At 55.2% G+C, this 15,456-nt stretch carries 12 protein-coding genes; 6 read left to right on the top strand and 6 right to left on the bottom strand.

Features of this window, described 5'->3' with window-relative positions:
* The first annotated feature begins 49 nt into the window (after positions 1–49).
* Entirely contained in the window at positions 50–1,558 is a 1,509-nt protein-coding gene (locus HNW77_RS06815; RefSeq protein WP_172156348.1) for an NCS1 family nucleobase:cation symporter-1, read from the top strand.
* Between the two features lie 92 nt (positions 1,559–1,650).
* A complete protein-coding gene (locus tag HNW77_RS06820; protein WP_172156350.1) occupies positions 1,651–2,100 on the top strand; it encodes a HEPN family nuclease in 450 nt (149 codons plus the stop codon).
* A gap of 32 nt (positions 2,101–2,132) precedes the next feature.
* Here HNW77_RS06820 and HNW77_RS06825 read toward each other — a convergent pair whose 3' ends face one another.
* Entirely contained in the window at positions 2,133–3,215 is a 1,083-nt protein-coding gene (locus HNW77_RS06825; RefSeq protein ID WP_172156352.1) for a hypothetical protein, read from the bottom strand.
* Positions 3,216–4,184: 969 nt separating this feature from the next.
* On the opposite strand from HNW77_RS06825, the gene HNW77_RS06830 reads away from it, so the two are divergent.
* The 3 genes from HNW77_RS06830 to HNW77_RS06840 all read left to right on the top strand — a co-directional run bounded on the left by HNW77_RS06830 (position 4,185) and on the right by HNW77_RS06840 (position 6,520).
* Positions 4,185–5,000, top strand: coding sequence for an IS5 family transposase (locus HNW77_RS06830; protein ID WP_172156354.1), 816 nt, complete (start codon positions 4,185–4,187; stop codon positions 4,998–5,000).
* Positions 5,001–5,186: 186 nt separating this feature from the next.
* The gene (locus HNW77_RS06835; protein WP_172156356.1) at positions 5,187–5,468 is read left to right on the top strand and encodes a hypothetical protein; all 282 of its coding nucleotides are present in this window, start codon (positions 5,187–5,189) and stop codon (positions 5,466–5,468) included.
* Positions 5,469–5,923: 455 nt separating this feature from the next.
* Positions 5,924–6,520: a hypothetical protein gene (locus tag HNW77_RS06840; RefSeq protein WP_172156358.1), complete on the top strand. Its 597-nt coding sequence runs from the start codon at positions 5,924–5,926 to the stop codon at positions 6,518–6,520.
* A 193-nt stretch (positions 6,521–6,713) separates the two neighbouring features.
* On the opposite strand, the gene HNW77_RS06845 is transcribed toward HNW77_RS06840, so the two are convergent.
* Positions 6,714–8,489, bottom strand: a complete 1,776-nt coding sequence (locus tag HNW77_RS06845; RefSeq protein ID WP_276592099.1) for a Hint domain-containing protein — start codon at positions 8,487–8,489, stop codon at positions 6,714–6,716.
* Between the two features lie 331 nt (positions 8,490–8,820).
* Positions 8,821–9,564 carry a DUF72 domain-containing protein gene (locus tag HNW77_RS06850; RefSeq protein WP_172156360.1) on the bottom strand — a complete coding sequence of 248 codons (744 nt, stop codon included), beginning with the start codon at positions 9,562–9,564 and terminating at the stop codon, positions 8,821–8,823.
* Between the two features lie 328 nt (positions 9,565–9,892).
* Here HNW77_RS06850 and HNW77_RS06855 point away from each other — a divergent pair, with 328 nt between their 5' ends.
* Positions 9,893–11,407 (top strand): DHA2 family efflux MFS transporter permease subunit, encoded by a 1,515-nt coding sequence (locus tag HNW77_RS06855; RefSeq protein WP_172156362.1) that lies wholly within the window; start codon positions 9,893–9,895, stop codon positions 11,405–11,407.
* 93 nt (positions 11,408–11,500) lie between these two features.
* Here HNW77_RS06855 and HNW77_RS06860 read toward each other — a convergent pair whose 3' ends face one another.
* From HNW77_RS06860 to HNW77_RS06870, 3 genes are all read right to left on the bottom strand, one after another.
* Positions 11,501–12,772, bottom strand: a complete 1,272-nt coding sequence (locus HNW77_RS06860; protein ID WP_241694335.1) for a M20 family metallo-hydrolase — start codon at positions 12,770–12,772, stop codon at positions 11,501–11,503.
* 63 nt (positions 12,773–12,835) lie between these two features.
* Entirely contained in the window at positions 12,836–13,900 is a 1,065-nt protein-coding gene (locus tag HNW77_RS06865; protein ID WP_241694336.1) for a phosphotransferase, read from the bottom strand.
* 20 nt (positions 13,901–13,920) lie between these two features.
* Positions 13,921–15,363, bottom strand: coding sequence for an NAD-dependent succinate-semialdehyde dehydrogenase (locus HNW77_RS06870; protein WP_172156396.1), 1,443 nt, complete (start codon positions 15,361–15,363; stop codon positions 13,921–13,923).
* Between the last annotated feature and the right edge of the window lie 93 nt (positions 15,364–15,456).

Here is a 15,456-nt window from a genome sequence, read left to right on the forward strand (position 1 = left end):
TTCACACACTCGCCACGGCCGGGCATAGTGGCCTGCAAGGGGGCTGTGCATGAACAGGCAGGCACGACCGGAGGCTGTTCCATCTTCTTCAGCCATGCAGCACGGCGCGCAGGATGACAGGTTGCGCAACAGCGATCTGCTCCCTGCGGCAAAGCAGGACTGGAACTGGTACGATTACCTGTCTTTCTGGATGTCGGACGTGCATAGCGTTGGCGGCTATGTCACGGCAGGCAACCTCTTTACCCTCGGCCTGCCTTCGGGGCTGGTTTTTGCCGCCCTGCTGGGCGGCGTACTGATCGTCAACGCCCTGTGCAACCTTGTGGCAGTGCCCAGCCAGCGCACGGGCACGCCGTTTCCGGTTGTGTGCCGCATGTCCTTTGGCGTGCTTGGCGCCAATATTCCCGCACTGATACGCGGCGTGATTGCCGTATGCTGGTACGGCATACAGACATGGCTGGCATCGAACGCACTCGTTGTGCTGACCCTGCGCCTTGCCCCCGGCCTGACGCCCTGGGCCGAGGTCAGGCTGCACGGCGTGCTGGGGCTTTCAGCCGTGGGTTGGGGCGCGTTTGCGCTGTTATGGCTGATGCAGGCCGCCATTTTCTGGCGGGGTATCGAGACAATCCGCCGGTTTATCGAACTGGCGGGCCCGGCTGTCTATGCGGTCATGATCGCGCTGGACCTGTATCTGCTCCAGCATGTGGGGTGGAGACACTTTTCTTTGCAGATTACCGGGGCTGCGGCTCCCCTGCACGGGGGGGCGCTGGTCTGGGCCAGCGTGAATGCCGTGGCACTTGTGGTCTCCTATTTTTCCGGCCCCATGCTTAATTTTGGTGATTTCGCCCGCTATGGGCGCAGTGCGGCGGATATCCGGCGGGGCAATTTCTGGGGGTTGCCGTTCAATTTCATCGGGTTTTCGGCCCTGACAATCTGCACCATTGCCCTGACCGCGCCAGCTTTTGGCCATGTCATGATCGATCCGGTGGAAACCGTCGCGCATATCGATAGCCTGACGGCGGTCATATTCGGCATGCTGACATTTATCATCGCAACGGCAGGCATCAATATCGTGGCCAATTTTGTCTCGGCCTCGTTCGATTTTTCCAATCTCTCGCCCCGGCATATCAGCCTGCGCAGTGGCGGCATGATTGCTGCCGCCGGTTCCATCGCCATCATGCCATGGAAACTGTATGGCAACCCACATGTCATGCATCTGACACTCGACGTGCTCGCGACGTTCATCGGCCCGTTATTTGGTATTCTTGTCTGTGACTACTATATCGTCCGCCGCCGCGCGGTTGATGTCGCGGCACTTTATACCACCAGCAGGCAAGGCTGTTACTGGTATCGCAACGGGGTCAACCCGGCAGCCATCCTTGCGCTGCTGATTGCGGTGATGGCGGGAAGTGCGAGCGTGTTCCTGCCTGCGTTATCGGTCCTGTCTGAATTCGCATGGTTCATCGGATGCCTGACAGGCGGATTATGTTATCTTGCCTTGATGAAATCAGGCCATGCCATAAGAGACTGTTTCAAAAGTCTAAACCTCTGGAAAACCTAAATTAGTTGCCTTTTGGCCCGCTAAGCTGGCTTTCCAAACCACCATATAGAGGATACCCATCTGGTGAAGTGGCAAGGTAAGGAAGGTACAGCATGGGTATTCCAAGCGACCCACTCTTGGACATCATCAGGCGCTCGATAATCAACCTTGAATTTATTGAAGCAAATTACGAGACCCGCGCCCTGTATGAAGTCACCCAGCTTGTGAACACGTTTTTGGGTGCGCTCATTCATCCCTTTGAGAGGTCATCAAAGGGGAAGCAGTTTATTGCATATTTCACTCATAAGCCTGTTCCGATAAACGTATTTTATAAGATCGAAGTCAAAGAAGATTTTTCTTATTATGATTTTCTAAAATGTATACGTCATGCGTTGGCACACGGAAATATCAGGTATAACCCTGATAATTTTAAAAGAATACAGTCTGTGGATTTTTGGAACAAGGAAGACAACAAGAAGACGTTCAGATGCACTATATCATTAAATGATATGAAGCACCTTTTGTTAGATTTTAAAAATTGCATTGAAAAGATTTATAAATAAAAAAGGGAGAGCAATACTCTCCCCTAAAAAGGTTATCGACCACCGAATTGATTTATTAAGCTACCCCACGCAGAATTTGTAATTTCATCCATGGAGAGAAACCTGATATTTGTGGCGTTAATGCCCGGTTGTACCACCCTCTGTCCGTTTTGAACGACACTAACATTATGAGCTACACCGCTCAGGATGACTGAGCATATGCTATTTGTATCAAGAGAGTTTGATGAATACGGATCGCACGTCAGGAGGCGCTGCCTTGTTGGAACGCTTAGGGAACGCGGGTTGAACCAGACTGTTTTAGCCTGATCACGGCTATCTATGATATTGCAGGAATCCAAGTCGCGGCAATAGATGCTGCCTTTAACATTCACGTTTTTATCTAAAACTTCTGAGCCGTAAGCAAGAAAGTTTCTTACATCAAGAGCATTATTATATGCTGCCTGCATGGCATTATTTTTCTGTTCTTGCTGCTGTTGCTGCACTTCCGGGTCAATGCGCTGGGTCCAACCGGGAGCAGGGCCCTTATTGGTTATGCAATCTTGAAAATGCTGCACATACTGGCTAAAATTGGGCCACGAAATATCCATATTCCCGATATCAACCCATTTTTTCTTTTTTGCAGAAGAAATTAAATTGCCTATTAAACCTCCCGAATTATTATTTTCGCTTGTATCCTTGAGAGACATTTGGATATTTATAGACTGCTGGCTCATTAACTGAGCTAAAAACGCTCTGGAGTTATCTGGATTCATATCCAACTGATACAGATGGTTTTTGTCATCTTTCAGGTCGTGACCAATACCGCCCCATGGTTGATCCTGATATAAGAATTTAAACCTAAAATCAGAATTTACATGTTGAAGGATATTCCTCTGTTCATAAATTCCCATTTCATAATTAACGGCATATTTCAAAAAGTAATTCGGCGCTTCGCCTCCCTTTGAATATAAAGACAATTGTTCATTGTCATTTGATATAACGCATAAATCTTTCTGCGTCGATCCAGACGTTAATATCGTTCCGTCCGGATACTTGTAATAAATGCTTCCTGCATGTGCCTGTTGAACAGAATATCCAGCCATTACAGCTAGAAAGCCGCCTAGAATGCGTCTCATAGCGTCACCTTATGCATATGAGTTTGCCCAGTTACAGGATCGTCAATTAACGTTGCTGCCACCTTGTAAAGCAGCCCGTGCTTTTGCGCTGTCCATGACACATCATGCTTTCCGCCGGGAAAGGTCACAGTTCCAGTGCACTGCCGCGTTCCGTCAGGGTCTACGGATTCATTGGATACCTGCACCACTATGTGAGACGCAGACTGTCCAACGAGGGGAGCTACCTGTTTGGCCACGCTATGAGTGACCAGCATTTTGCCGCACACTGACGCAACGCCGGTATCTTCGGCGTCTACCTTATCTTGGTGTTGTTCCATGGCGTGAGCCGTGGCCATAGCAGCGCCTGTTCCTGCTGCACTGGCCGCAGCGGTATGTGCGGCTGTGCTAGCCAAGGAGCTAATGATGCCTCCAGCATGAGCCGTTATAGGCATCGTGAACAAGCAAAATGCGGTAGCCGTAAATGACGGGACGCGCTTATCTAACCTTAAATTAGAAGCGAATATCTTATATTTCATTTATTAATACCTCGTCGGAAAGCCCTACGACAGGCCCGTTTACCAGTGATCTCCCTGGCGTCGGGCGGGTCGTAGCGTGTTCACACGAGGTATAGGCACGCCCTGCTTATTTCCCTTGGGCGATGAACGAGTAAACCCGTCACCACTTTGGCTCGAAAGCCGGGTGTTGCATTAGGCAGGCCACCCGACAGAGGGCGACCTCGTGTGAAAAGGCGCTACGACACGCCGTTTATTATCATACGCGAAAGCCGTCTTTTAGGCAAGATTTCTGAAAAAGCGCTTAAACACAAACACTTACATCAACATAATAGAGCGGCTGTCAGAAGATAAACCAATCCAACATATAAGTATTGAAAATAGAAAAAAGAAAGCAATATAATAAAAATATGGTCAAAAAACCGCATTTTATATAATTTTATTATTATATACGATAATGTAGGAGAATATTTTTAAAATGTACGATACTGATTTGACAGATCAGCAGTGGGAGTTGCTAGAGCCTTACATTTTCAAAGCTAAACCGGGAGGTCGCCCTCGCTCAACCAATATGAGAGGGGTGATCAACGCGATTTTTTATGTCCTAAAAAATGGCTGTATGTGGCGCAGCTTGCCGCGCGATTTCCCGCCGTGGCAGACCGTTTACCGGTATTTCCGGCATTTAGGTGCATCGAAAGCGTTCGATAATGCATTTAGGGATATGTATGAGCGCGTAAGGGTGAAAGATGAACGTAACCCTGAACCATCCCTGCTGATTGTGGATAGCCAGAGCGTAAAAACCGACAAGACTGCTGTATTTGATACTCGTGGATATGATGGCGGCAAGAGAGTCAAAGGCCGAAAGCGGCATCTTGCGGTTGATAGTGCCGGGAATATTGTTGATGTTTTTATTAGTAATGCCAACCTGAATAACGTTAAAGGAACTAATAAATTATTTAAATCAATTCAGAAAATGTATACTTTTACGGCAATTGATTTGGTAATTGCGGATAAAGGATACAGAGGCGAGAGGTTTAAAAAGTATGTTGCTCGCAGATTCGGTGGCGAAGTTGAAATAGGTGAGAATCACACTAGTATGGAAACTGACTTTGTGCCTGCTAAAAAGCGTTGGCTGGTTGAACGTGCCCTCGGTTGGCTGAATAATTATCGCCGACTAGCCAAGGATTACGAGGAAAAAATTGAGGTATCCCGGCACATGATACGCATGGCAGCAATGCGGCTCATGCTCCGTCGCCTTTGTCCAGTTCCGAGGAAAGGGAAGACGTGGATTTAACACTATTAATTTTTATTTTTGTCACTTAAGTATTAAAATAAATAAAAATTACATTTCGTGGAAATATAATATTAAGCAATACATAAAAATAACTTTTTTACGAAAATCACATGAAATAAGGTAGGAAATTTGCTTTTAATTTTCCATTTGATAGAATATAGTAATCCTAAATATGGAGACATATAAATGTGCGTATTTAATATGAATGGCGTGGGCATCCCATTTTCTAGAATAGACGTTTCTTGCCTTCCTGAAAATAAAAGCATAATTCTTATATCAAGACCTAAAGGTGAAATATTGTCATATTCAGAAAATCCAAAATTATGGTTTGAAGTAAATAATTTTTCAAAAATGAAAATTTCTGGAATATTTATATATAATGGAGATAATCCAGATACATTTTGGCAAAGAGCTATGGAAATGTCTGGGGGTGATCTATCTGATGATACAATATTTTTTAGTCATTAAATAATTAGTGGTGATCATGTAAATGCTTTGTTTTTTGGTCACCAATATAACATACTAGCCGTGGGAAAATAAGGTTCCAAATAATTTTCGATAACTTGTTTTTTATTTTATCGAAAATTGTTATCTTTATATTAAATTTTTCTATTGCTCTGTAGTTTATTTCATCATCGTTAAGCATTTTCTTTATCCTCTGATTTTATTAAATTCTCAAACCCCGGCACGTTCGTAGTCGTCCGCGGTTCTTCTGCGTCGTCTACCCTCTCCGTACACTCCATACCGGGATGTACCTGGGCCTTTACAAGAACCTCCAAGAGTGTCGGCATTTCCTGCCCTCCCAATTGGTTTGCGTAAGGGTTGGGGAGGTTCCCCAGTCCCGTTTATAATTGGGTTGTTTCCTGCCGTATTTTGTGGTTTTTATTAAATTGACATCAATATATGGTAGAGAGCTTTAAGCTTTGGCCGATCTTGCTAATTTAGCAATTACCTGCACTTCGTCCCCATCCTCTGCGCCAGCACCAGATGTTTATTCGATCTTCGGTCATTTGGTGACAGTTAAGCCATCCGATATCGGAACGTTGATCGTAACCCTCGTAATTGGGTCCGTAACTGTCTGGATTGCCAACTGGCAGCGACGCATAGCCAAGGAAAAGATCATTTCAGAATTGTTCGACCGTAGATACAAAATATACTATTCTTTCGTTGAGCACATACAATTGGCTCTTATTTGTATAGATATGAAAGATTTCTACGCGTCAGAAATGGAAGTAATATCATCATGTGAAGAGGCGAGGTTTTTATTTGGTGAAAAACTGCACAAAAGACTCGTAAAAATAAAAGATGCCCTTCAGGACATCAGAAACGAACGACATTTCCAAGATCAAATTCGTAGCGCGGCTTTGTCTGATTATGGGAATTCGCGTGAATTGTCCAAACAGTCTTTTGAAAGAGGCATAAATTTAGAAAAAGCTTTACGAAGCGAGTTATCCGGACCACTGGCAGCGGATTTTATGCCGTTTCTGAAAATTGAGGATTTCAGGAAACAACGTTCATAATTTCAAGGCCGTGGCTTTCGGGGCTGTGAAGGCTAAGGGGACTTTTGAAACAGTCTCTAAGCCCGTCGCGCCAATAGGCGCGACGGGCTTATGGTAGCAAGGCAGGTTGATTACCATGCGCTTTTGCCACCGCATCAATATGCCGTGGCCAGTTCCCTGCGCGCCTGGTGCCGCGCAGGGAACACCTTTGGGTTCAAGCTGTCAGACGGAGCATCTCGGGGTCTACGTCGCTGGCTGCAGCCATGTTGTACGGGCCACCGGCCATAATTTCGAGACAGAGCAGCCCCATTGATCCAGCACGCCGCTGGCCCAGATGCAACGTGGCCTGCCCGTCTGTCCAGCGACAGGGCTCATTGCGGGGGGCATACCACCCGTCATACCATCCCTCGGGCGCCTGGGGGGCCAGATGGGTTGCGATGGCGTGCGCCACGCTGCCTTCAAACAGCTTGATATTTCTGACCAGCACGCCCAACTGGCGCCGGTCATCGACATAGGGGCCAATCGTGTCAGCAGGCCGGCTGGTGCGTGACAGGATACGGACCGTTTCGACCCCCGGCGGAATCATGAAGAAGGCATAGCCATTGGCGTCGCGCATCTTGCGGATGATGCTGCCTGCGGGCGTCATCAGATGCAGGTCGGCATCATCGCTCAGGGCGGGCGGTTCGCAGGCAATGGCATGGCCAGCCTGGAGGGCCCGGCTTTCAAGCATGCGGAACACGGGTTCAACCACCTCCGGCGCCACGGTCAGGGGTGCCGCGGCATCTTCAGCCCAGGACCGGACCGGTTTGCGGCCAATGCTGACAACAGCGCCATTTTGCTGAAACGTGCCGCGATTGCCCGTATCGAGATAGCTTTCGGTCAGCATGCCATCTGCCTTGATGATGGAATGCTCTTCCGTTTCAATATGATAATACTCGTAAGCCGTAATCGACCGGTCATAAAAAACGGATCGGTTGTTAACGAGCATGCGGGCCGGTATGAAGCCCCCTTCAAAAAACAGGCAGTGCTCGGCAGTAATCAGCATGTCCTTGCAGGGCACGCCTTCAGCAACGGCATTGCGCAGGATACGGATCGGATAGCCTGCCTCGTCATCGGGCAACCCCATGCGGACGGTTTCCTTTTTGCGGCCTGCCCATATGACCCGGCGGGTCAGCGTGCTGCCTGCGGCATAGGCAATGATCTCATCGCCAATGCGCAGATCCTGCACCGCGCACTGGCCCGACGGCGTTTCAATCATGGAATCCGCGAGAAAACAGGCCCCGATATAGGTATTGTCATCGGCATAGGTGACCTGCAGGGGATTGGCGGCGAGATCCGTCACATTGGTTGAATAGTTGCCATCGGGCAGCGTGACACCATCTGCTGTCTTGACCGCATATTCGGCAACCGTCTGCCCGGCGGAATTCAACATTGTGATGGTCTTGCCACCCGATCCGCTATCCTGGATCGAGTAGGCAGAAATGGCGCCGGTCGTGCCCTGCAGTTCGATCGTATCTTTCGCAGGGTCATAATTGTTCAGGGTGGTGCCGCTCAGTGTCCCGGAGGCCAGCAGGCTGATGACCGTGCCGCCGCCATTCAGGATCAGCGTGCCGCCGCCTGTACCGAAATTGACCGTGCCCCCTTCAAGAACGCTGACCAGCGCGGCACCGGTATTGAACGTGCCACCATATTCGATGTTGACCGTGGACCCGGTCAGGAGGCCCACGAGCGATCCCCCGCTATTGCCTGTCAGGGTTGCCGTTCCGCCAACCACATTGATCGTGGTTCCCGTAATCGCGCTGACCAGACCCGATATGGTGTTGTCACCACCGATATAATAGGTATCGGCTTCCGCTGCGCCTACGCCAATGTCGACGTCGCCGGTAGAGCCTGGCGCCGTGACAATGGTCTGGTTACTTGCGGCACTAATCAGGGTGTCATAGTTGTCTGTGCCGGTCAGGACATAACCCGAAGCCGCTAGCTGCAACACGCCAAGAACGTCAATTCCAGGACTAAGATTTGTGCCTGTATATATCGTGCTTCCATCAGGCGCGGTGATCGTGACATCCCACACATCGTATATAGGTATAAGCAAATCGGTATCGGGCTGGGTAATGTTGTAAGTTACACCTGAAGCTGTCGTGTATTTGGTCATGTCTGATACCTTCCTTGCCGGAACTGCCCGAACCATGCGGCCTGTTGAAAGCGGCATCGGATTATGTTCCGTAAAGGTGAGCAATTGGTAAACACGGAACCAGGCTCAATAACGGCAGGAATTCAGAAGATATTTTTCATCCGGCCCCTGAAAACAGGCAAACGCGTTATTGTCCGGCAAGGTCAGCGCAGGCTTCCGCAAGTTCGAATCCATTCTGCATGGCAGCCCCATATGTGGTGTTGTCATAGATCGTCCAGACCTCGGTGCCGCGGGCGGCAAGGGCTGCAACAACCTTTGCATGCGCCTTGACCGCTTCATGCGTGTACCGTGACTTATAGATGTCCGGGGCGCCGTGCAGCCGGAAATAGGCAAGCCCGCTCCAGCCACCGGGCTGTGCCGCGGGGTGTGGCCGGGCCGGGTCTGCGGCAACGCGTGCGATCCGCAGTTCTGTCAGCATTTGATCCACCATTGGCTGAAACCAGCTTGCATGCCTGGGCTCCACCACAATGCCGCCGCCAAACATGGCCCGCAGATCATGGAAGAAACGCACGGCAATATCACCGGGATAGGCGAAACTGGGGGGAAACTGCACCAGGATCGGGCCACGTTTGTCGCCAAGGCCATCCGTTTCCCCGGCAAAGCGCTCGATCAACGCCTGACAGTCGACCAGACGGCGCTCATGCGTGATGGTTCGGGGCATCTTGACGGAAAAACGGAATGCAGACGGCACGCCTGCCGCCCAGCGCATGTAGGTCGTGCGCCGATGGGGGCGATAGAAGCTGGTATTGATCTCGACCGCCGAAAAACAGGTGGCATACCGTTCAAGCTGCGTTCCCGTTGCGGGCAGTTGCAACGTTCTGGCCATTGCGGAAGAGATCGACCAGCCCGCAATGCCGATACGAATGGACATGATCCCTTCCTTCCCCATCAAGGCCATCATGGGCTACCATAACCCGGTTTGCGGCACCACCCGATGCGTATGGGCACCGGAAAGGCATGCGGACGCATTGCGGCATTTCCGCGCCTGAAGCGCCAACACGGAGAGAGGGAAAGAATGTCCGGCCATCATGCGCAGGCCCCGCGATGACGTGATCCGCCCGGGGGATCGAGATCGGCCCCTTTCGGCCCGCTTGTGCATCGCGCCAGACCTGCAACGACAACCGCAGCAACCGGGGCCGCATGCGTTCGTCAAACAGGTGGCATGAGGGCCATCTCTTTTATCATCACAGGATTCCTTCGTGCAGTCATCTTCCGTGGCAGAGACGACATCTGCCTATAGCCCTTCGACACGTCGGCGTGTTTTCACCGGCCTGATCCTGACCATGATCATGGGCGCACTCGACCAGAGCATCGTCTCGACCGCCTTGCCCACGATCGTCAGTGACCTTGGCGGCCTTGCGCACATGTCGTGGGTGGTGACGGCGTTCATGCTGACCTCCACAATCGCCACGCCAATGTATGGCAGGCTGTCCGACATGTTCGGCAGGCGGCCGTTGCTGGCGTTCAGCATCGGCTCGTTCCTCGCCGCCTCGCTGCTATGCGGCATTGCACAGGGCATGTGGCAGTTGATCGTGTTCCGCGGGCTTCAGGGCGTGGGGGCTGGCGGTCTGATGACACTGTCACAGACGGTGATCGGCGATATGGTCTCCCCCCGGCAGCGCGGTCGCTATCAGGGGCTGTTCACGGGCGCGTTTGCGGTCAGCAGCGTAACGGGGCCCTTTCTGGGCGGCATGCTGACCAGCGCGCTGTCGTGGCGATGGGTGTTTCTGGTCAATCTGCCCATCGGGCTTGTGGCGTTCGGGCTGATCATGCTGAGCCTGCCGGTTGGCCGGGCCGAGGCAAGGCCCCGCATCGACTACCCCGGCGCGGCCCTGCTGAGCATTGCCACGGCAGGCTACCTGCTGCTGTTCAACGCGCTTGGCACGACCCTGGCATGGACATCGCCGCTCACATTTCTCCTGCTTGGGGGTACAACGCTTGTATTCGTGCTGTTCATCCGGCAGGAGCGACGGGCGCTGGAGCCGCTGGTCAGTCTGGACCTGCTGCGTATCCCGACTTTTTCCGTCTGCGTTGCCGCAACCGGGATCATGTCCTTCGCCATGATGGGGTCCATGATCTTCCTGCCGCTTTATTACCAGCTCGTTCTGGACGAGACGCCAGCAGCCTCTGGCCTGATGATGCTGCCGCAGGTGGGTACGATGATGATCAGTTCGGTGCTGGGCGGATATGTCTCGTCCAGAACGCAACGCTACGCGCTTCTGCTCTCCATCGGCGTTGGCATCGAGTTCACGGCGCTGAGCCTGATTGCTGTCTGCGCCCATCATGGCGCGCCAGCCCTGTTCTTCCTGCTCGGCCTGGGGTGTCTGGGCGTAGGCATGGGCATTGGCATGCCCAATGCCACGGTCATGATCCAGAACGCCGTGCCAGCGGGCGCGCTTGGCATTGCCACGGCCATGATGTCCTTCATCCGCTCGCTCGGCGGCGCGCTTGGCGTGGCCCTTTCGGGCGGTGTCATGGCACTGACCCTGCAGAACCGGCTGCAGGTGCTGCCAGAGAAAATCGACGTGCCCGCATTCCTGGAAAAGGGAATGGCCGCGATCCGTACCCTTTCACCCGCCACGCATGCTGAGGTGACGCAGGCCTACAAGGGCGCAATCAGCGCCAGCCTGAGCGTGAGCAGCAGTTTCATGTTCCTGGCGTTCGTGCTGATCGTTGGCCTCATGGCGCACCAGACGGCCAGGCGGAACAGATAGAACAAAAGGCATCGCGGCTTTATTGCAACCGATCATCCGGCGCGGGCCGTCCGGCTCCCTGGCGAAATGGCCCGCACACCGCCCTGCCCTGTATCAGGCAGGGTCAAAATGTTCGTCCGCCGCCATGATCGCGCGCATCAGCACGTTTGCACCTGCCACGATATCATCCGGTTCGGCATATTCCGCCTCATTGTGGCTCAGCCCGTCGCGGCAGGGAATGAAGATCATCGCCGTCGGGCAGATCCGGGCCATATAGGCCGCATCATGTCCCGCGCCGGAAATGATGTCGCGATGGCTCAGCCCCGCCCTGGCCGCCGCATCGCGCACCATGCCGATACAGGCCGGGTCAAACGGCACGGAAGGCGAGCCCCAGCTTTCCTCGATCGAGAGTTCGATGCCTGCCTTGCCCGTAATCTCGGCCGCCCGCGCACGGAAATCGGCTTCCATCCTGTCGATTACGGCATCATCGGGGTGGCGCAGGTCCAGCGTCATGCGCACTTCACCCGGCACCACGTTGCGGCTGCCCGGACTTGCATCAACGATGCCGATGGTTGTCTTGGCATCAGGCCCGTGCGCCGCCGCCACATCCGCGGCCAGCACCATCAGGCGGGCTGCCGCGAGCAGCGCATCGCGGCGCAGTTCCATCGGGGTGGTACCCGCATGAGCTTCCTGGCCAATCAGGGTCACGTCAAACCACCGCATGCCCTGCACGCCTGTCACGACGCCAATGGTCTTGCCCTCGTTTTCCAGCACCGGCCCCTGTTCGATATGCAGTTCGAAATAGGCGGCAGGCGGGTGCGCACCACAGGGTTCATCGCCCCTGTAGCCAATCGCGAGCAGGGCATCCCCCAGGCGGACGCCATCGCGGTCGGCAAGGCCATAGGCCTGCTCAAGCGTAAAGACACCGCTAAAAACGCCTGATGCCGTCATGGCCGGGGCAAAGCGCGCCCCTTCCTCATTGGTCCAGTTGGCCAGTTCGATTGAGTGGCGCGGCACATACCCCGCCGCCCGGAAGGCCCGCAATACGGCCAGCCCCCCCAGCACGCCATAAATGCCATCATACCGGCCGCCCGTGGGCTGGGTATCAAGGTGGCTGCCCATCATCAGTGGTGGCAGGGCGGGATCGCTCCCCTCCAGGCGCAGGAACTGGCTGCCCATGGTATCGACCTTGAGGGAACAGCCAAGTGCCGCGCCCTGGGCTGCCAGCCAGTCACGGACAAGACGGTCCTCCGCCGACAGGGCCAGCCGGCGGATACCGCCCCGTGGGGTCGCGCCAAAACGGGCTGTATGGGCAATGTCCTCGTTCAGGCGGGGGCCATCAATCGTGATATTGGCATTCTTGTGCATCTGACTAACCTTTTTCATGGTCCTGTGCTGGTGGGTGGGCCGTGGCCATCCGCATCGTATCAGCCCGCCTGCCCCTTGCGGTTACGCGGTTGCGAAGGTCAGCATCCTGTTGCGCAGGGTGTCCTGCAGGGCATCAAGCCGGGCCAGGCCCTGCCAGGCAATGGCCTGGTTGCGCGTGATGTATGCGGCATCGGCGGGATTACGGCTCGCCCGCCATGAACTGATGCCCAGCGACATGACCAGCCGCGCGCCCATCATGGCGGGCAGGCACGCCAGTTCCGCCCGTGTCAGCGCAATGGCCTGGCAATAGCCGGAAAGAATGGCCATGAACTGCTCCAGCGGCTGCGTGCCGCTCCCCATCACGTACGAGGCGGCAATTGCAAGATCCTGCACGCGCGGGGCGCGGATCACATCGCCAAAGTCGATCACTCCCTCGATGGCCTGATCGCTGCACAGGATATTATGAACATTGAAGTCATTATGGATCACCTGCGCGGGCAGGTCCGCCATGACAGGCTGCACCTGCTGCTCGAAGGCCGCCAGCGCCGCACTGGCCAGCGCTCTTTGCGCCCCGGTGGGGAAATAACGGATGAAATTGCGCATATAGGCCGCATTGCGCAAATTCCATAAAAGCGCATGTGACTGCGCCGGGTGATGAAAACCCGCCAGCACCTGGTCCAGCCGCCCCAGCATCCCCCCGATGGAGGCGCATAGCGGCACCGTGGCCGGCCGGTTGCCCAGGGGCGTGCCGGGCAGGAAGGTCACCATCCGCACGATGCGCGCCTCCCCCGCGCCATCACGCCACACGGCATGCGGCACGGATGGGGCCAGCAGTTCCGGCACGGCCAGCGTCGGGTCTTCCGCCCTGAGATAGCGCAGGACACTGTCCTGCAGGTCGAGCATCTCCTCCTGTTCGGCACAGTGCGCGATTTTCAGCACGTAATCCCCGCCCTGCGCGGTACGGAGGCGGAAATTCCTGTCGCGCTCGCCCGGCAGGCGCGACACCTTGCCCGTCACGGCGAACATGTCATGCGCGATCCGGGTTGCGTCCTCCACCGATACGGGCCGCGATGGCTGTTCAAGCAGGAGCAGGGCCTTTTCAAAATTGGCCCCGGCTTTCTCCATGCCGGTGGAAGAGACAGGCATGCCCATCGGATGCCCCCCGTTCACATATAATCCATTGATGTCACCAGACGGGTATCGAGGTAGGCGTCAAGCGCCTCCGACCCGCCTTCCGAGCCATAACCGGAATCACCGATCCCGCCAAAGGGAATTTCCGGTAGCGACAGGCCGATATGGTTGATGGTCAGCATGCCCGTGCGCACACCATCACGCAGGCGGGCCGCAACCGCGCCCGACCCCGTAAAGGCATAGGCCGCCAGCCCGTAGGGCAGGCGATTGGCCTCGGCAATCGCCTCATCCAGCGTCTCAAAGGGGCAGAGCAGCGAGATCGGGCCAAAGGGTTCCTCGTTCATGATGCGCATATCAGCCTTCAGCCCCGTCAGCACGGTCGGGGCATAGAAATAGCCCGGCCCGGCAAGGCGGTGGCCGCCGGTTTCCACCCTTGCGCCCCTGTCGCGCGCCTCATTGACCAGGCCCTCGATCGCTTCAAGCCGCCGCTGGCTGACCACGGGACCCATCTGCGTGCCGGGGCGCTGGCCATTGCCCACCACAAGCGCCTGCATATGGGCAACATAGGCCGCCCGGAATGCCTCAAAGACCCCTTCTTCGATCAGGAACCGCGTGGGCGAGACACAGACCTGCCCGGCATTGCGGATCTTGGCTGCGGCAAGCAGGGAGACCGCACGCCCGATATCGGCATCCGCCGTGACAATGACCGGGCCATGGCCGCCAAGTTCCATGGTCACCCGCTTCATGTGCGCGCCCGCAAGGGATGCCAGGATCTTGCCAACCGCCGTCGACCCCGTAAAGGTGACCTTGCGGATGATATCATCGGCGATCAGCGTTTCCGAGATTTCGGCAGGCGTGCCATATACCAGCCCGATCACCCCGGCAGGCACGCCCGCATCGGCAAAGGCGCGGATCAGCATGGCGGGCGAGGCCGGGGTCTCCTCCGGGGCCTTGACGATGATGGAACACCCGGTGGCCAGGGCCGCGCTGACCTTGCGCACGACCTGGTTGACCGGAAAATTCCATGGGCAGAATGCGGCAACCGGACCAACCGGCGTGCGGATGACAGACTGCGTGACCCCCATGAGGCGCGCGGGCACGAGGCGCCCGTAGGCACGCCGCCCCTCTTCCGCCATCCAGTCGATTATATCGGCGGCGGCGGCCATTTCGGCACGCGCCTCCGCCACGGGCTTGCCCTGTTCGCGCGACATGTAGCCTGCCGCCTCTTCCGCGCGCTCACGCACCAGCACGGCGGCCCGGCGCATGATCTGGTAGCGCTGGAAGGCAGGCGTAGCGCTCCATACGGCAAAGCCACGCCGCGCCGCAGCAAGCGCCTGCGCCAGTTCGGGCTGCCCCGCATGGGCCACCGTGCCGATCACCTGTGCGGTGGCGGGGTCGAGCACGTCAAGCGTCCGCCCGTCGCTGGCCGCCTGCCACTGGCCATCAATGAACAACAGGGTATCGGGATAGGACATCATCATGTTTCTCTTGCGGAAATATCGACACAGGCGTGGCAGGGGCACCGCACCACACAAGGCGCGGCCGCAGCATCATGGCGCTGCGGCCGCGTG

The sequence above is a fragment of the Komagataeibacter melomenusus genome, assembly GCF_013155395.1.
GTDB lineage: Bacteria > Pseudomonadota > Alphaproteobacteria > Acetobacterales > Acetobacteraceae > Komagataeibacter > Komagataeibacter melomenusus.